Annotated in this window: 13 protein-coding genes; 10 read left to right on the top strand and 3 right to left on the bottom strand. The window is 73.4% G+C overall.

What is annotated here, in order from left to right; genetic code table 11:
* Nucleotides 1–733: 733 nt before the first annotated feature.
* Nucleotides 734–874: a hypothetical protein gene (locus M0P34_RS05665; RefSeq protein ID WP_291497278.1), complete on the bottom strand. Its 141-nt coding sequence runs from the start codon at nt 872–874 to the stop codon at nt 734–736.
* 85 nt (nt 875–959) lie between these two features.
* On the opposite strand from M0P34_RS05665, the gene rlmD reads away from it, so the two are divergent.
* Complete coding sequence (gene rlmD, locus M0P34_RS05660; protein WP_291497276.1) at nt 960–2,363, top strand: 23S rRNA (uracil(1939)-C(5))-methyltransferase RlmD; 1,404 nt, start codon at nt 960–962, stop codon at nt 2,361–2,363.
* A gap of 1,003 nt (nt 2,364–3,366) precedes the next feature.
* Here rlmD and M0P34_RS05655 read toward each other — a convergent pair.
* Complete coding sequence (locus M0P34_RS05655) at nt 3,367–3,957, bottom strand: GDSL-type esterase/lipase family protein (RefSeq protein ID WP_291497274.1); 591 nt, start codon at nt 3,955–3,957, stop codon at nt 3,367–3,369.
* Nucleotides 3,958–4,320: 363 nt separating this feature from the next.
* Here M0P34_RS05655 and trpB point away from each other — a divergent pair, with 363 nt between their 5' ends.
* From trpB to M0P34_RS05635, 4 genes are all read left to right on the top strand, one after another.
* Nucleotides 4,321–5,529, top strand: coding sequence for a tryptophan synthase subunit beta (gene trpB / locus M0P34_RS05650; RefSeq protein ID WP_291497271.1), 1,209 nt, complete (start codon nt 4,321–4,323; stop codon nt 5,527–5,529).
* Between the two features lie 139 nt (nt 5,530–5,668).
* A complete protein-coding gene (locus tag M0P34_RS05645) occupies nt 5,669–6,979 on the top strand; it encodes an HD domain-containing phosphohydrolase (protein ID WP_291497268.1) in 1,311 nt (436 codons plus the stop codon).
* A gap of 246 nt (nt 6,980–7,225) precedes the next feature.
* Nucleotides 7,226–7,963: an ATP-binding cassette domain-containing protein gene (locus tag M0P34_RS05640; protein WP_291497280.1), complete on the top strand. Its 738-nt coding sequence runs from the start codon at nt 7,226–7,228 to the stop codon at nt 7,961–7,963.
* A complete protein-coding gene (locus tag M0P34_RS05635; RefSeq protein ID WP_291497266.1) occupies nt 7,960–8,835 on the top strand; it encodes an FtsX-like permease family protein in 876 nt (291 codons plus the stop codon). The genes M0P34_RS05640 and M0P34_RS05635 overlap by 4 nt, the downstream gene beginning before the upstream one ends.
* 15 nt (nt 8,836–8,850) lie before the next feature.
* Here the strand turns inward: M0P34_RS05635 and M0P34_RS05630 are convergent, their stop codons facing one another.
* Nucleotides 8,851–9,330 (bottom strand): pyridoxamine 5'-phosphate oxidase family protein, encoded by a 480-nt coding sequence (locus tag M0P34_RS05630; RefSeq protein ID WP_291497264.1) that lies wholly within the window; start codon nt 9,328–9,330, stop codon nt 8,851–8,853.
* Nucleotides 9,331–9,464: 134 nt separating this feature from the next.
* Between M0P34_RS05630 and M0P34_RS05625 the strand changes: the two genes are divergently transcribed.
* The 5 genes from M0P34_RS05625 to M0P34_RS05605 form a co-directional block, all read left to right on the top strand.
* The gene (locus M0P34_RS05625; protein WP_291497262.1) at nt 9,465–12,620 is read left to right on the top strand and encodes a UvrD-helicase domain-containing protein; all 3,156 of its coding nucleotides are present in this window, start codon (nt 9,465–9,467) and stop codon (nt 12,618–12,620) included.
* Nucleotides 12,621–12,744: 124 nt separating this feature from the next.
* Entirely contained in the window at nt 12,745–13,521 is a 777-nt protein-coding gene (gene cbiR, locus M0P34_RS05620; RefSeq protein ID WP_291497261.1) for a cobamide remodeling phosphodiesterase CbiR, read from the top strand.
* Nucleotides 13,503–14,024 carry a bifunctional adenosylcobinamide kinase/adenosylcobinamide-phosphate guanylyltransferase gene (locus M0P34_RS05615; protein ID WP_291497259.1) on the top strand — a complete coding sequence of 174 codons (522 nt, stop codon included), beginning with the start codon at nt 13,503–13,505 and terminating at the stop codon, nt 14,022–14,024. The genes cbiR and M0P34_RS05615 overlap by 19 nt, the downstream gene beginning before the upstream one ends.
* Nucleotides 14,025–14,027: 3 nt before the next feature.
* Entirely contained in the window at nt 14,028–15,047 is a 1,020-nt protein-coding gene (locus M0P34_RS05610; RefSeq protein WP_291497256.1) for a DHH family phosphoesterase, read from the top strand.
* Nucleotides 15,048–15,066: 19 nt separating this feature from the next.
* On the top strand, nt 15,067–16,308 hold a 1,242-nt coding region (locus M0P34_RS05605), incomplete at its 3' end, for a 5'-3' exonuclease H3TH domain-containing protein (RefSeq protein ID WP_291497254.1).

Below are 16,308 nucleotides of genomic sequence, written 5' to 3'. Positions count from 1 at the left end.
TCCGGGGCAGGGAAGGCAGGGGGCAAAGGAAAGGGCGTCGGGTACCGGCCCCGTGCCGGGTGCCGGATGGGCTCCGGGTGCGCCGGGAACGTGGCCGAAAGGCCGCCGGGCGACGCGGCGCGAAACACGCAGCGGGCCCGGAAACACGCGGCCCGGACCCCGGTGCGGGGCGGACGCCGGAGGCGGGGGCGCGACAAGGACGGGGACGGGCCACAGGCGGGAACCAGGACCGCGGCCGGGCGCGTCCCGGACGCCGGGTACGCGGCAGCAATGCTCGACGCGCAGTGCGGCGCAGCACGCGACGGGGGCGGGCGGCGGCCCGGACCCCGGTGCGGGGCGGGAGGGGAACGGGCGCCAGGCACGCCGAAAACCCGGCACGGACGGCCCCCGTGGAACCGGAGAACCGACACGGAAAGCCGTATCCCTTTTCCCGGACAGCAGTCTCACCCCCGTTTCCGGCTGCAAGCACCCGAACGCGGGGCGGGTTGAGGGCTGCCCCTGTTTCCGGCTGCACACACCGGAGCGCGGAGCCGGTTCAGGCCCGCGCCCGGGCGGGAGCGCCGGGCTCCGGGTGCGGACGCCTGCGCCGGGGGCGCGAAGTGACGCCCGGGCCGGGGCGCAAAAAAGCCAACGCGACGGGCGCACCCGCGCGTTGGCTCCGGCATCCGGAAGAAATGGGGACTTTTTCCTTGACCGCCGCCGCCAGTGGGGTACACCGGCGGACCCGGACGGACTAGTGGCCGCCGTGCTGCTTGATGCGGTACAAGGCAGTACCGACGATGACCGCCATGTAGATGAAAATCAGGGACACGCCCAGGTAGCCCTGGGGGCTGCTGTGCAGCATGTTCTTGGCGAGTTCGAAAACGACGCTCATGGCCTGGCTCCTTCGTTGGCGTTGGAACCCCCAAATTGTCCGAAACCATGAAAATGTCAAGGGCTGCGGCCCCGGAAAACAACCAATGAGCGAAAAAATTCACAAGGACGCGGAACTGGAACTGGCCGTGGACAAGATGGCCTTCGGCGGCCAGGGACTGGCCCGGGTGGACGGCTTCGTGGTCTTTGTGGACGGCGCGCTGCCCGGCAGCCGGGTGCTGGCGCAGGTGACCAAGCCGGGCAAGCGCTTCGCCCAGGCCCGGGTCATCCGGGTCCTGGACCCCGGCCCCCACGCCGTGGAGCCCTTCTGCCCGCATTTCGGCAAGTGCGGCGGCTGCCTGTTCCAGGACCTGGACTACGGCGAGCAGCTGCGCTGCAAGACCGGGCAGGTGGCCGACGCCCTGGCGCGCCTGGGCGGAGCGCGCCATTGCGAGGTGCTCCCGGCCCTGCCCTCGCCCGCCGTGCACGAATTTCGCAACAAGATGGAGTTCGCCTTCGCCGGAACCGGGGAACGGCTGGCCCTGGGCCTGCACCGGCGCGCCTCGGCGAGCCTGGTCAACGTGGAGGACTGCTCCCTCCAGGCCGAGCCGTGCATGGACGTGGTGCGCCACGCGCGCGAGTTCTGCCGCCGGGTGGGCGTCCCGGCCTACGACGAGCGCACCCGGCGCGGGGTCTGGCGCTTCCTTGTGCTGCGCCGCTCCGAGGCCACGGGCCAGGCCCTGGCCCACGTCATCACCGGCCCCGGGCCCGACGGCGGCGCCGCGCGCGCCCTGTGCGAGGAACTGCTGGCTACCTTCCCGGCCCTGGCCGGGGCCGTGCATTCCGTACGCGCCAACAACGCCGCCGTGGCCCAGGGCGAGCGGCAGGTGTCGGCCCACGGTCGGCCGTGGATCGAGGAGCGGCTGCTGGGCCTGACCTTCCGCGTCTCGCCCGACGCCTTCTTCCAGACCAATACCCCCGGGGCCGAGGCCCTGTACGGCGCCGCCCTGGAACTGGCCGGGCTCACGGGCGCCGAGGCCGTGCTCGACCTGTACTGCGGGGTGGGCGGCCTGGCCCTGGCCGCCGCCGGGCGCGCCGCGCGCGTCACGGGCATCGAGATCCACGCCCCCGCGGTGGAGGACGCCCGGGGCAACGCCGCGCGCAACGGCATCGGCAACTGCACCTTCCTGGCCGGGGACGCCGGGGCGCTGCTGGCCGGGCTGGACCACGTCCCCGACGTGGCCTTCGTCGATCCGCCGCGCGCGGGCATGACCCCGCAGGCCGTGGCCGCCCTGGCCGGTCTCGGGCCGCGCCGGGTGGTCTATGTGTCGTGCAACCCCGCGACCCTGGCCCGCGACGCCGCCCTGCTGGCCGAGGCGGGCTACGCCCTGACCCGGGCCCGGCCCGTGGACCTGTTCCCGCACAGCCCGCACATCGAATGCGCGGCCCTGCTGGAGCGCCCCGCCCAAACACCCGGCGGAACGGTTGAAATCGCGCGCGATCCGGTGTAAGTGAATTTTTCCTCAACCAACCAAGGAGCGCGACTATGGACTTCCTGTTCTTCATCCTCGGCCTCTTCCTGGTGGGCTGCTGCCTGTTCTACATCAAGCAGTCCTGGAAGAACGGCGAGTACTAGGCCCCCGGCCCGGCGACGGGCCGCCCCGGACTCAGCCCCCCGTGGCCGCTCCCCGGAGCCGCCGCGCGACGCCCCGTTCGGCGCAGCCTGCGCCCGGACGACGGGTGCGTCGTCGCGTTGCGGAGCCGGGGTTGCGTTTTTACGGGTTGCGGGTGGCTTTTCCGGCCCGCACGGGGCCGCGGTTGCGACGAGTGCGGCCCTGTCGGGCCGGGCGGCACGGCGGCGCGGCGGGCAGGCGAGACAAATTCCCCAGGCGTGCACCTGGCCCGCGCGGCGCGGCGGCGCCGGGCGTACGCGCCATGCGAGCGGGCAGCGGAGCCGCCAGGAACAGGCGCACGGGGTCGCCCGCGCGTAAGGGCCGCATGAACGGCCAGCGGCCCGGCCGCCAGCAGGCGGCCCGCGCGCAGGGCGGGACGGGGGCGAGGGTCGCGCCCATCCCGGGACGGGAAACCCAGCACCCCCGGAGCGCAGGCGCGCACCGGCGCCCACGGCCCGGCAGGGGGCGCCCGGCGGCAGGCCCCCGGCGACAGACGCCCGACGATAAACGCCTGTGCCCCACGCGGGCGGGCAGGCGGCGAGGTTCCACGGATTCCTGGTTCAACGCTCCAGGCATGCCCGGGGCCACGCGGGCGGGCAGGCGGCCAAAGCCAGCGTCATACAGGCGGCGGGCATGACCTAACGGCCCGCGCGGGCGGCAGGGGCGGGGCAGGGGACCAGCCACCGAGCGCCCTGCCCCCAGACGGGCAGGACCCCGCTTGCCGACATGTTCCGCCGCGTCCGCGCGGCAAGGCCGCGACAGGGAAAGGTGCCGGGGATCGACCCGACAGGCCCCGCCGCACCCGCGCGGCAGGGCCGGGCCATTGCCCCCGCCGCCCGGGCTACACCTCCACCCAGCTCCGCCAGGCGGGCCAGTCCGCCACCTGGGCGGCCATCTCCGCATAGCCCGCTCCCGTGGGATGTATGCCGTCGTTGGCGGCCACGTCGGCCAGATAGGCCCCCGAGGACACCAGCCGCCCGAACATGTCGAAATAGCCCACGCCCAGCTGGGCGCAGACCGTGCCCAGCTCGCGGTTCAGCTCGCGGATGCGCGCCGTGAGCGGCCCCGAGGCCACGGGCGGCGGGCCCACGAAAAGCACCTCGTGCCCCTCCAGGGCCTGGCCGAGCAGTTCCCGGGCGTTGGCTGCCGTGTCGGCCGCGGGCAGGTTGCGCCGCCCGTCGCGGTCCACCGCGTCGGCCACGCCGAAGGAGAATACCAGCCGCGTGGCCGCTCCCGGCAGGGCCCGGCGGCCGCTCTCCTCGCGCCAGCGGGCCAGGATGTCGGCGCTGGAATGGCGCCGGGCGCCCAGGTTGTAGCACGTCAGGGCCCGGCCCCGGGACAGGGCCTGCACGCAGATGCGCCCGGCCCAGCCCAGGCAGGCCGCGTCGCCCGTACCCAGGGTCAGGGAATCGCCGAAAAAGCAGATGACCATGGCGTCCTCCTGCCCGGTTATAGCCCCCGGGCCCGGCCCCGGCAACCAGCCGGCCCGCCCGCCCCGGGGGCGGGAGTCCGCCACCGGCGGCGCGGAGGCCCTCCGCCGGGGCCCCGCCGCGCACCGCGTTCCGCACCGCCTTGACAAAACCGGCCCGCCCCCGTTATGCACGCTCCATGCGCAACGCCATCGAACTCGTCGCCCTTTCGGGCCAGTGGTGGTGGCTCTGGTAACAGAGCCGCGCGTGTTGCGTTTGGATCATCGAGCAGGACAACAAACCACACTCATCGACCGCGGCAGGACCACCAGCCGCGGTTTTTTTGTTGCTCCGCGGCCGGTGGCGGCCAGCAAAGGAGCAAGACCATGACCACCACCCCCGACGCCAAAGGCTTTTTCGGCGAGCACGGCGGCAGCTTCCTGCCCCCGGCCCTCGTTCCCGTCATGGACGAGCTGGTCCGGGCCTTTACGCGCTACCGCGACGACCCCGAGTTCCTGCGCGAATTCGACTACTACCAGCGCCATTTCACGGGTCGGCCCTCGCCGCTGTACTTCTGCGCCAACCTCACCCGCCGCCTGGGCGGGGCCAGGATCTACCTGAAGCGCGAGGACCTGAACCACCTGGGCGCCCACAAGGTCAACAACACCGTGGGCCAGATCCTGCTGGCCAAGCGCATGGGCAAGACGCGCATCATCGCCGAGACCGGCGCCGGGCAGCACGGCGTGGCCACCGCCGCCACCGCAGCGCTCATGGGCATGCAGTGCACCATCCACATGGGCGCCGAGGACATCGAGCGCCAGAAGCTCAACGTCTTCCGCATGGAGATGATGGGCGCGCGCGTGGTGCCGGCCATGAGCGGCCAGCGGACCCTCAAGGAAGCCGTGGACGAGGCCCTGGCCGCCTGGATCCAGGACGCGCAGAACACCTACTACCTGCTGGGCTCCGCCGTAGGGCCGCACCCCTACCCGCTGATGGTCCGCCAGTTCCAGTCCGTCATCGGCCGGGAGGCCCGCGAGCAGATCCTCGAACTGGAGGGTCGCCTGCCGCACACGGTCATCGCCTGCGTGGGCGGCGGCTCCAACGCCATCGGCCTGTTCTCGGCCTTTCTGGACGACGCCGGGGTGGCCATCCAGGGCGTGGAGCCCGCAGGACGCGGGCTGACCCCCGGCGACCACGCCGCCACCCTGACCCTGGGCAGCCCGGGCGTGCTGCACGGCTTCCGCTCCTACCTGCTCCAGGACGAACAGGGCCAGCCCGCGCCGGTCTACTCCATCTCCGCCGGGCTGGACTACCCCGGCGTGGGCCCCGAACACGGGCACCTCAAGGACATCGGCCGCGCCCAGTACGTCACCGCCAGCGACGCCGACGCCGTGGAGGCCTTCTTCACCCTGTCGCGCACCGAGGGCATCATCCCGGCCCTGGAGTCGGCCCACGCCCTGGCCCAGGCCATGCGCCTGGCCCCGACCCTGCCCGCCGACGCCATCATCCTGGTCAACCTCTCGGGCCGTGGCGACAAGGACGTGGCCCAGATCGAACAGATGCTGCGCGCCGGGGAGATCAGCATCCCCGCGTAGCCAGCCGCCCCGGCCCCGGGCGGGACGATTCTCCGCCCGGGGCCTGTGGGGCTTGCCTTTTCGTGCATCCCGCCTTATTTTCCCTCTCCCGGTCCACCCCTCATCCTCAAGTCCTCCGGAATCCGCACATCTCCAGACGATGACGCACCACCCAGCCCCCCGCGACAGCGCCCTGCGCACCGCCCGCACCGTCACCGGGCGGGTCTCCCTGTTCGACCTGGTGGGCGGCCTGTCCGCCGCCCTCGACCTCATCAGCCCCCAGGTGGTGGACCATCACCTGCGCGTGGGCTTCCTGGCCGGACGGCTGGCCGGGCACATGGGCCTGCCCGGGGCCGACACCGCCCGGGTCGTCTTCGCCGGGCTGCTGCACGACGTGGGCGCCTTTTCCCTGCAAACGCGCCTGGACACCCTGGCCTTCGAAACCGACAGCGTGGAACACGCCGCCATCGGCTGGACCCTGCTGCGCCGCTTCGCGCCCCTGGCCGGGGTGGCCGACGTGGTGCGCTGGCACCACCAGCGCTTCGACCAGGCCGACGCGGCCGACGCCGACCCGCAGACCCTGCGCCTGGCCGGGCTGGTGCATGTCGCCGACCGGCTGGACATCCTGCTGCGCGGCGCGGGCCCGGCCTGCGTCCCGCCCGGGGTCCTGCGCCAGCGCCTGGAGCACGGCGCGGGCGGCATGTTCGACCCCCTGGCCGTGGAGGCCGCGGGCGAACTGCTGTGCGCCTCGGCCCTGGCCGAGGAGGCCGCCCGGCCCGGCCCGGCCCTGCGCGAGGCCATGCGCGCCCTGGCCGCCCCGCGCGACGCCATGCTCGACGCCCCGGCCCTGGTGGATTTCTCCGGCCTCGTGGCCCAGATCATCGACTTCCGCAGCCGCTTCACGGCCACCCACTCGCGCGGGGTCGCCGCCACGGCCAGCGCCCTGGGCGCCCTGGCGGGCATGGCCCCCGCCGAGGCCGAGCTGCTCTACGTCGCCGGAAACCTGCACGACCTCGGCAAGCTGGCCGTGCCCCGCCGCCTGCTGGAGAAAAAGGAACCCCTGACCGACGCCGAGTTCGAGACCATCAAGCTCCACGCGGCCCACTCCGACGCCATCCTCACGCGCATCCCCGGCCTGGAGCCCGCAGGGGTCTGGGCCGCGCGGCACCACGAGCGCCTGGACGGCGGCGGCTACCCCCACCGCCTGGATGCCGGAACCCTGGACACCGGCGCCCGCGTCCTGGCCGTGGCCGACGTGTTCACCGCCCTGACCGAGGACCGGCCCTACCGAGCGGGGATGACCCGGCCCCAGGCCGCGGGGGTCCTCGGCGCCCTGGCCGGGCGGCGCGCCCTGGACCCGGCCCTGGTGGCCCTGCTGCTGGACAACTACGACGAGGCCGACGGCCTGCGCGCCCAGGCCCAGGAGCGGGCCCGCCAGGATTTCCTGGCCTTTTCCGGCGCCCGGCCCTAGCGGCGCGCCCCGAAACGGCGACCCGCCGCGCCAGCGCAAGGGCCCGGGCCGCCCGGCCATGCGGGGCGCGCCGCGCGCCCCGGGCTTTTCCGCGTCCCCGCAGCCCGCAGTTTCCGACCGGCCCGCGGCCCCCGGCCTCCCCCTGCCGTCCGGGCGGGGGCGCGCCGACCGGCCCGTGGCGGGAGCCATTGCCCTGCCAGGACAAACGCGCTACCCTGCCCCGGCATGGACACCACCCCCGAACCCATGGTCCGGGTCCAGCATGTGTCGCACAACTTCGGCGCGCACTGGGCCCTGCGCAACGTCACCTTCTCCCTGGGCAAGGGCGGCTTCCTTTTCCTGTGCGGCCCGTCGGGCGCGGGCAAGACAACCCTGCTGCGCCTGCTGCACGGGGCCCTGCCCCTGGGGCGCGGCGCCGCCGAGGTCGCCGGGTTCCAGCTCAAGGGCCTGTCCGGCGCCCGGGTGCCCCTGCTGCGCCGCCAGGTGAGCGTGGTCTTCCAGGATTTCCGCATCCTGCCGGGGCGCAGTGTGGCCGACAACGTGGCCCTGCCCCTGGAGGTGCGCGCCGTGCCCCGGGCCACCGTACGCAAGCGCGTCAACGCCGTGCTGCGCAGTCTGGGCCTGGACGACAAGGCCCTGTGCCCCTGCTCGTGGCTGTCCGGCGGCGAGCAGCAGCGCGTGGCCATCGCCCGGGCCATAGTGGTCAACCCCCAGCTGCTGCTGGCCGACGAACCCACGGGCAACCTCGACCGCGCCCTGGCCCTGCATCTCATGGAAATTTTCAAGCAGTTCAACACATTCGGCACGACGATCATCCTGGCGACCCATAACCGCGACGTGATGGCCGCCGTGCCCGGCGCGCGGCACCTGGAGCTGACCGACGGGCGCGTGACCGCCGCCAGCTGGCGCGACGCCGACCTGGAGGTCGCCCCGGCCGAGCCCGAGGACGGCCCGGCCCGGCCCAAGCCCGGGGGGCGGCGATGATCGCCCGCATGGCCCGCCTGCTGCTGCGCGGGGTCGCCGACCTGGGGCGCAACCCCCTGGCCCAGGCCCTGACCCTGTGCGCCGTGACCCTCACGGCCTTCCTGGCCGGGCTGTTCCTGCTGCTGCTGGTCAACCTCAACCAGGCCCTGCTTTCCGCCGGGGGCGATTTCGTCTTCCAGGTCTACTGGGCGCCCGGCACCCCCGAGGACGCCCTGCGCGACCAGTGGGCCCGGCTGGACGCCCTGCCCGGCTTCCAGGCCAAGACCACCTACACCCCGGCCCAGGCCCTGGACGAGCTGGGGCTGGCCCTGGGCGGCGAGGCCAAGGCCATCGGCGGCCTCACCGGCGGCGCCCTGCCGCCCACGGCCGTGGTCAGCCTGCGCGCGCCCGAAGCCGACCCCGCAGTCTTCGTGCAGCAGACCCTGAGCGCCCTGCAGGGCCTCCCGGGCGTGGCCGACATCCACTACAGCGCCCTGCAGGTCGACCTGGCCCGCTCCTGGCAGCGCTTCGCGCGCACGGTGCTCTGGCCGCTCATCGGCCTGCTGGGGTTCACGGCCGCGCTGGTGGTGGGCAACACCGTGCGCCTGTCCCTGGCCGGGCGGCGCGACGAGGTGGACATCCTGCGGCTTGTGGGCGCCGGGCGCTGGTATATCCAGCTGCCCCTGCTGGTGGGCGGCGCCGTCCAGGGGCTTGCGGGGGGCGCGCTGGCCCTGGGCCTGCTGGCCCTGGCCCATCTCGCCCTGGCCGACCTCGCGGCCACGCCGCCCCTGAACATGACCTTCGCCTTCCTGCCCCTGGGCCACTGCCTGGCCCTGGCGGGAGGCATGGCCCTGGCGGGCGCGCTGGCCAGCCTGGTGGCCCTGCGCGAGTAGCCGCGCGGCCCGGGCTCAGCCGTTCCAGCCGTGGCGCGCGCCGGTCATGGACTCGATGTCCAGGCGCATCACGCACGTCCTGGCCAGCACCTTCTCGGGGAAGGCCTCGTCGGGGAACTCCCTGCCCGTGTAATGAGCCATGATCGCCCGCAGCCCCTGGCGTTTTTCCGCCAGGGAATCCAGGGCCACCACGCGCCCGAAGCCCACGATGCTCTTGAACTTCATGCTGAACCCGCAGGGCTTGTCGTCCTCGATGAGCGCCACGTCCGTTTCCAGCTCGAAGCAGACCCGGGGGTCCGCCCGCAGGGTGCGCGCCTTGCGCCCCGAGCACGAGGAATGCAGGAACAGGCAGCCCTCGCCCATGCCGTAGTTCATGGGCACCACATACGGCCCCTCGGGGCCGCACATGCCAAGGCGCAGGATCTGCGCCTTGCGCAGTACATGGGCCAGTTCCTCGGGGTCGGTGATCCGCCGCTCCGGCTTGCGCTCGATCATCTTCACTTCTCCAGGGTTGGGCAGGTTTCGGCAGGCCCCACTCTAGGGCACCCGGCCGCCCGGCGCAACGCATGGCGGCGGCGGGCACCTTGGGCCTTGCGGGCGCGGGCCGGGGGCCGTATAGTCGCCCGGTCATGGACCTTTTCCGCGCGGATCTGCACATCCACTCGCGTTTTTCGCGGGCCACGAGCAAGGCGCTCTCGCTGCGCCTGCTGGCGGCCTGGGCGCGCATCAAGGGCCTGGACGTGCTGGCCACCGGCGACTTCACCCACCCGGGCTGGCGGGCGGAGATCGGCGAGCAGCTCGAGCCCGACGGCTCGGGGCTGCTGGTGCTCAAGGACGCCCGGCGCCTGGAGCGCGAGGTGCCGCTGCTGGACGGCTACCCCCTGCGCGGGCAGACCCGCTTCATGCTGGGCACGGAAATCAGCTCAATCTACAAGCGCGGCGGCAAGACGCGCAAGGTCCACAACCTGGTCTTCATGCCCAGCCTGGACGCGGCCGACGCCTTCACGCGCAAGCTCGCCCAGGTGGGCAACCTGGAAAGCGACGGGCGGCCCATCCTGGGGCTGGACTCGCGCGACCTGCTGGAGATGGTGCTGGACATGGGGCCGCAGGCGTTCCTGGTGCCCGCGCATATCTGGACGCCGTGGTTCTCCCTGTTCGGCTCCAAGAGCGGCTTCGACTCCGTGGAGGAATGCTACGGCGACCTGGCGGGGGAAATCTTCGCCATGGAAACGGGCCTGTCCTCGGACCCGGAGATGAACTGGATGTGGTCGGCCCTGGACCGCTACCGGATGATCTCCAACTCCGACGCGCACTCGGGGGAGAAGCTGGCCCGCGAGGCCAGCCTGTTCAGCGGGGAGCCGTCCTACGAGGGCATCTACCGGGCCCTGCGCGGCGAGGCCCTGGGCCACAAGTTCCTCGGCACGCTGGAGTTCTTTCCCGAGGAGGGCAAATACCACCTCGACGGGCACCGGGCCTGCGGGGTGGTCATGGAGCCCCGCGAGACGGCCTCGCGGGGGGGCGTGTGCCCCGTGTGCGGCAAGCCGCTGACCGTGGGCGTGCTGCACCGGGTGACCGCGCTGGCCGACCGCGAGGCGCCCGAGCGCCCGGCCGACGCCCCGGGCTTCACCTCGCTGGTGCCCCTGGCCGAGGTGCTGGGCGAGGTCCTGGGGGCCGGGCCGGGCACCAAGAAGGTTCAGGCCTTCTACGGGCGGCTCGTGGCGCGCTTCGGCTCGGAGCTGGCGGTGTTGCAGGACGTGCCCGCCGAGGAGCTGGCGCGCGTGTCCGCCCCGCTGGCCGAGGGCATCGGGCGCATGCGGCGCGGCCAGGTCTTCAAGCGCCCGGGCTTCGATGGCGAATACGGCGTCATCAGCGTGTTCTCGCCCCAGGAGCAGGCCGAGCTGAAGCACGGCAAGGCCCTGGTCAGGCTGCCCGGGGCGCGCGGCCCCGCGCCGCGCCCGGCGCCCGGGGCTCCGGCCCCCGCGCCCGGCCCGGGGGCGGCCCTGCCCCCGCTGGCGCCCCTGGCCCGGGCGGCGGCCCCGGCGCCGGACTACAACCCCGCCCAGCGCCGGGCCCTGGAGGCCGGCCCGGGGCCGGTGCTGGTCCTGGCCGGGCCGGGCACGGGCAAGACGGCCACCCTCATGGGCCGCATCCGCCGCCTGCTGGACGGCGGCGAGACCCCGCGCCACATCCTGGCCCTGACCTTCACGCGCCGCGCCGCGGGCGAGCTGGCGCGCCGGCTGCTGGAGCTGCGCGGCGAGTCCCAGGCCCTGCCGCGCGCCGACACCATGCACGCCCTGGCCTACGAATGCTGGACCCAGAGCTACGGCGAGGCGCCCGTGGTGCTCACCGAGGATGGCGCCCGGCGCGTATTCGCCGAGGCCAACCCCCAGCTGGAGGCCCGCGAGATGCGCGCCCTGTGGCGCAGGCTGAACCTGGACCGCGAACGCATGGCCGAGCCGGGCCCGGACCTGGCCCAGGCCGCCCACGCCTACGCCAAGACCAAGGAATCCTGGAATCTCGCCGACTACACGGACCTGCTGCATTTCTGGCTGGAGCAGATCGACGCCGACATCTGGCCAAACCCCTACACCCATATCCTGGTGGACGAGGTGCAGGACCTCTCGGCGCTACAGCTGGCGGTGGTCAAGGCCCTGGCCTGCCCGGGGGGCAAGGGCGTCTTCGCCATCGGCGACCCCAACCAGGGCATCTACGGCTTCCGGGGCGCGGCGGGCGACGCCCTGGAGCGCATGCGCGCCTGGTGGCCGGACCTGGAGGTCGTCGGCCTGGGGGACAACTACCGCTCGGCCCAGGCCGTGCTCGCCGCCGCCGCCGCCCTGACCCCCGGCGCCCCGCGCCTGGTGGCCCGCAACGACAGGCCCGCCGAGGTCCGCCTGTTCAGCGCGCCCACCGCCGCCCGCGAGGCCAGCTGGATCGGCGAGCGCATCCGCGCCCTGCTGGGCGCCACGAGCCACTCCCTGGCCGACGGCGGCGACGCGGGCCAGAACCTCTCCCCCGGCGACATCGCCGTGCTGGTGCGCATGAAGGCCCTGGTGCCAGTGCTCAAGTCCACCCTGACCCGCCTGGGGCTGCCCTGTTCCGTGCCCGAGGCCGAGGCATTCTGGGCCGAGCCGCGCGTGGCGGCCATCCTCGACGCCGCCGGGCACACCTTCGGCATCGCCCCGCCCGGGGCGGACGCCGCCGGAGGCGCCGACGCGCGCCTGGAGCTGCCCGAGCGCGTGCTGGTGCGCGGCCCCGTTGCCCTGCAAGCCTACCTCCAGGGCAACGCGCCCTTCGACCGCATGTTCTGGCAGAGCCCGGAGTTCCTGCAACTCAAGCGCTCCTTCGCCGAGATGGGCGGCTGGCAGGCGCTGCTCAACTGGGTCCACCTGCAAAGCGAGCTGGACATGGTCCGCGACCGGGCCGAGAAAATCCAGATCATGACCCTGCACGCGGCCAAGGGCCTGGAGTTCGAGGCCGTGTTCCTGCCCGCCCTGGAAGACGGGCTGCTGCCCCTGGCGGGCACGGGCTTCCTGCTCGGACAGACCGAGACGACCCTGGACGACGCCCAGCTCGCCGAAGAGCGCCGCCTGCTCTATGTGGGCATGACCCGCGCCAGGTCGCAGCTCCACCTGAGCCACAGCGCCACCCGCACCCTGCACGGCCGCGAGCTGCGCCTGCCGCCCTCGCGCTTCCTGGCCGAGCTGCCCCAGGACGCCCTGGCCCGCACCCGCCTGGTGGGGCGCACCGTCCAGCAGGCGCACCAGCTCGGGCTGCTGGGCCAGTAGCCCCGCCGGAAGCGGCCGGAACGTGTGCGCGGGCCCTTCCCGCGCCCGGGCCCCGGCGCCCCCCGACCTCCGCGAACCAGCCCCCGCCCCCCGGGGGCGCAGGCCTGCAAAACGGTGCCGCGCCATGCACGAGGAACGAAGACAGGAATTCCGCCGGGCCGGGGAGCGGCTCACGCGCCAGGGGCGGCCCTGGGCCGCGCCGTCCTTCGTGGTGCCCGACACGGTGGCCGGGAACTGCCGCTTCCTGGCCGGGCTGGCCCCGGAGGTGGGGCTGCTGTTCTTCGAGACGCAGGCCTGCCTGGAATACGGGCCACAGGACCTGCCTGCGGAGCTGGCGCGGCTGGGCCTGCGCTGCCATGTGCACCTGCCCCTGGACCTGCCCTGGGAGCGCGGGGCCGGGGCGGTGTGGGACGCGGTACGCGGGCTGGCGGACAAGGCCGCGTTCCTGAAGCCCCGCGCCTATGTGCTGCATCCCCCGGCCACGGTGCGGGAGCTGGAGGCCCTGGTGGCCCTGTGGGCCGGACACGGGCTGGACCCGGCGGCCCTGCTCCTGGAGAACGTGCGCGGCAACGACCTGCGGGAGCTGCTCGCGCCCTCGGCGGCCCTGGGCCTGTCGCTGTGCCTGGACTTGGGGCACCTCATGGCTTACAACCAGCCTATGCCCGCCCTGGCGCGCGACTGGGAGCGCGTGCGCATGCTGCACCTCTGCGCGCCGGGCCCTGGCGGGCGGCACAGGCCCCTGGCGGAGCTGGACCGGACCGGGCGCGCGCTGCTGGAGCGCCTGCTGGCCGAAACCGGCCCCCAGGCCGTGCTGATGCTCGAAATCTTCGAGGCCCCCGGCCTGTTCGCCTCGGCGGCGCTGCTGGCGGACTGGATGGAACGATGGAACGCGGCCACCTGACCCTGATCCTTGGCGGCGAAAAGTCGGGCAAGTCGGACTACGCCCTGCGGCTGCTGGCGCGCGCGCCGGGGCCGGGGCTGTTCGTGGCCACGGGCCGCGCCCTGGACGCGGGCTTCCGCCGGCAGATCCAGGCCCACCGCGCCGGGCGCGGGCCGGGCATCCCCGTGCGCGAGGTGGACACAGCCCTGCCCGAGGCCCTGGCCGACGCCGCCGGGCACTACGGCACCGTGCTGGTGGACAGCCTGGACTTCTGGCTCTTCGCCTGCCGCCGCGCGGGGGACGAGCCCGGGCGCGTGGCCGCCCTGCTGGCCGCCCTGGACGGCATGGGCCCCACCCGGGTCATCATCGTTTCCTGCGAGGTCGGCCTGGGGCCCGTGGCGCCCACGGCCGAGGTCCGGGCCTTCGTGCGCTCCCTGGGGGCCCTGAACCGACAACTGGCGCAGCGCAGCGCCCGGGCCGTCCTGGTGGTGGCCGGGCGGGCCCTGGCCCTGCCCGAGGACTAGACCGTGGCCTATTTCCGCACCCTGCCCCGACTCGAAGACCTGCTGGCCCTGTTCCGCAAGCAGGAACGCTGGCTCATAGCCATCAACGCCGATCCCGACGCCCTGGCCTCGGCCCTGGCCCTCAAGCGGATCATGGTCCACCGCGTGCAGGACGTGGGCATCGCCCACGTCAACGAAATCTCCCGGCCCGACAACCTGGAGATGATCGCCAGCCTGCGCATCCCCACCCGGCGCATGAACCCCAACTACACGGCCCAGTTCGACCGCTTCGCCCTGGTGGACTCGCAGCCCCACCACCACAAGGACTTCGCGGCCCTGCGCTTCTCCATCGTCATCGACCACCACCCGCGCAGCGACGAGCACCCCGTGGAGGCCGACTTCGTGCACATCCAGCCCGACTACGGCTCCAACTCCACCCTGCTCACGGAATACCTCTACAACATGGACATCCGCCCGGGGAAGTTCCTGGCCACGGCCCTGCAATACGGCATCAAGACGGACACGTCCTCCTTCGAGCGCGCATTCTGCGAGGCCGACCTGCGGGCGTTCCAGTACCTGAACAAATTCGCGGATTCCCTGCTGCTGCGCAAGATATACCGCTCGGAATTCCAGCTCGAATGGCTGCGCTACTTCTGCCAGGCGTACTTCAAGATGCGCGTCATGGGCGACGGCCTGTTCGCCTTCCTGGACCACGTCGAAAGCCCGGATATCCTGGTCCTGCTGGCGGACCTGTTCCTGCGCGTACAGGGCCGCTCGTGGACGGCCATCTCCGGCATCGTGGACGACAGGGCCGTGGTCATCTTCCGCGGCGACGGGCTGCGCCGCGACATGGGCAAGTTCGCCCAGCGCTGCTTCGCCGATGTCGGCTCCGCCGGGGGCCGCGTCAACGCCGCCCGGGCCGAGATCCCCCTGGCCGCCGCACAGGACGACCCCTCGGTGGAGGCCTTCGTCTGGAAGCGCCTGCACGCCAAGCGCAAGCGCCCGCGCAAGCCCGCCCCGGAAACCCCCGCCCAGAACCAGTAACCCGCCGCCAGGAGCTTCCATGTCCCTCAAGGACCGCCTCGGGCTGGAGCAGGACCCCGTCTTTCTCGTGGACGGGCACGCCTTCCTCTACCGTTTCTTCTACGCCAACCCGGGCATCTCGCGCTCCGACGGCTTCCCCACCAACGCCGTGTTCATGTTCGTGCGCATGCTCTTCGGGCTGCTGCGCACCGAATCCGTGCGCTACGCGGGCTTTTTCTTCGACGGCAAGGGCCCGACCTTCCGCCACGAGCTGTTCGCGGACTACAAGGCCCAGCGCCCGCCCATGCCCGACGACCTGCGCGCACAGGTGGACCACGTCCTGCGCGCCATCGCCCTCATGGGCTTCAGGACCGTCACCAGCCAGGGCGTGGAGGCCGACGACTGCATCGCCGCCCTGGCCGCGCGCCTGGGCCCCCGGCGCCCGGTGGTCATCGTCGGCGCCGACAAGGACCTGCGCCAGTGCCTGAGCCCGCGCGTGGTCATCTGGGACCCGGGCGCCAAAAAGGACAGCGTGCTGACCCTGGAGGACTTCCGGGCCGACACCGGCCTCGCGCCGGCCCAGTGGCCCGACTTCCAGGCCCTCATCGGCGACAGCGCCGACAACATCCCCGGCGTGCCCAAGGTCGGGCCCAAGACCGCCCTGCGCCTGATGCACGAGCACCCGACCCTGGAGGCCCTGCGCGAGGCCGTGGCCTCGGGCGCGGGCGACTTCACCCCCGCCCTGCGCCAGCGCCTGGCCGAGCACATGGACCAGGCCTTCCTCTACCGCAGGCTGACCACCCTGGACATCACGGCCTGTCCGGAGCTGGACCTGGACGACCTGGCCTGCGCCGCGCCCGACGCCCGGGGCATGGCCGACTTCCTGGCCGAGTTCGAGCTGCGCTCCCTGGGCCGCGAGCTGCCCGCCGTGCTGGCCCTGGCCGCCAAGGCCCCGGCCGGGGCCACCGCCCCGCCCAAGGCCCCGGCCGCGCCCGGCGCCCAGCGGCAGGGCACCCTGTTCGACCTGGCCCCGGCCCGGCCCCAGGCCGAGGCCGACATCCAGGAGGCCAACGCCCCGGCCGCCCTGCCCGATGCCGCCGGGCAGGTGGCCGGACTGCTGCCGGAGCCCGCCCAGACCCCCGGCGACGACACCTTCCTGGTCGGCCTGGGAGACGAGGAACTGCGCACCCCCGGGCCCGTGGCGGCCCTGGCCGCCCACCTCGCCCCGGCCCGCGCCGTGGCCACGCCCGACGTGAAGACCCTGCTCGCCCGCGACCCCGCC

This window comes from Desulfocurvus sp., from assembly GCF_023230885.1.
Classification (GTDB): Bacteria; Desulfobacterota; Desulfovibrionia; order Desulfovibrionales; family Desulfovibrionaceae; genus Desulfocurvus.
The sequence above is the reverse complement of the archived record's forward strand: the minus strand, read 5'-3'. Positions and strand labels throughout refer to the sequence as shown.

What these genes read in the sequence shown, in the direction of transcription:
- M0P34_RS05665 (WP_291497278.1), bottom strand. Translation starts at nt 874, where the DNA reads ATGAGCGTCGTTTTCGAACTCGCCAAGAACATGCTGCACAGCAGCCCC.
- rlmD (WP_291497276.1), top strand. Translation starts at nt 960, where the DNA reads ATGAGCGAAAAAATTCACAAGGACGCGGAACTGGAACTGGCCGTGGAC.
- M0P34_RS05655 (WP_291497274.1), bottom strand. Translation starts at nt 3,957, where the DNA reads ATGGTCATCTGCTTTTTCGGCGATTCCCTGACCCTGGGTACGGGCGAC.
- trpB (WP_291497271.1), top strand. Translation starts at nt 4,321, where the DNA reads ATGACCACCACCCCCGACGCCAAAGGCTTTTTCGGCGAGCACGGCGGC.
- M0P34_RS05645 (WP_291497268.1), top strand. Translation starts at nt 5,669, where the DNA reads ATGACGCACCACCCAGCCCCCCGCGACAGCGCCCTGCGCACCGCCCGC.
- M0P34_RS05640 (WP_291497280.1), top strand. Translation starts at nt 7,226, where the DNA reads ATGGTCCGGGTCCAGCATGTGTCGCACAACTTCGGCGCGCACTGGGCC.
- M0P34_RS05635 (WP_291497266.1), top strand. Translation starts at nt 7,960, where the DNA reads ATGATCGCCCGCATGGCCCGCCTGCTGCTGCGCGGGGTCGCCGACCTG.
- M0P34_RS05630 (WP_291497264.1), bottom strand. Translation starts at nt 9,330, where the DNA reads ATGATCGAGCGCAAGCCGGAGCGGCGGATCACCGACCCCGAGGAACTG.
- M0P34_RS05625 (WP_291497262.1), top strand. Translation starts at nt 9,465, where the DNA reads ATGGACCTTTTCCGCGCGGATCTGCACATCCACTCGCGTTTTTCGCGG.
- cbiR (WP_291497261.1), top strand. Translation starts at nt 12,745, where the DNA reads ATGCACGAGGAACGAAGACAGGAATTCCGCCGGGCCGGGGAGCGGCTC.
- M0P34_RS05615 (WP_291497259.1), top strand. Translation starts at nt 13,503, where the DNA reads ATGGAACGCGGCCACCTGACCCTGATCCTTGGCGGCGAAAAGTCGGGC.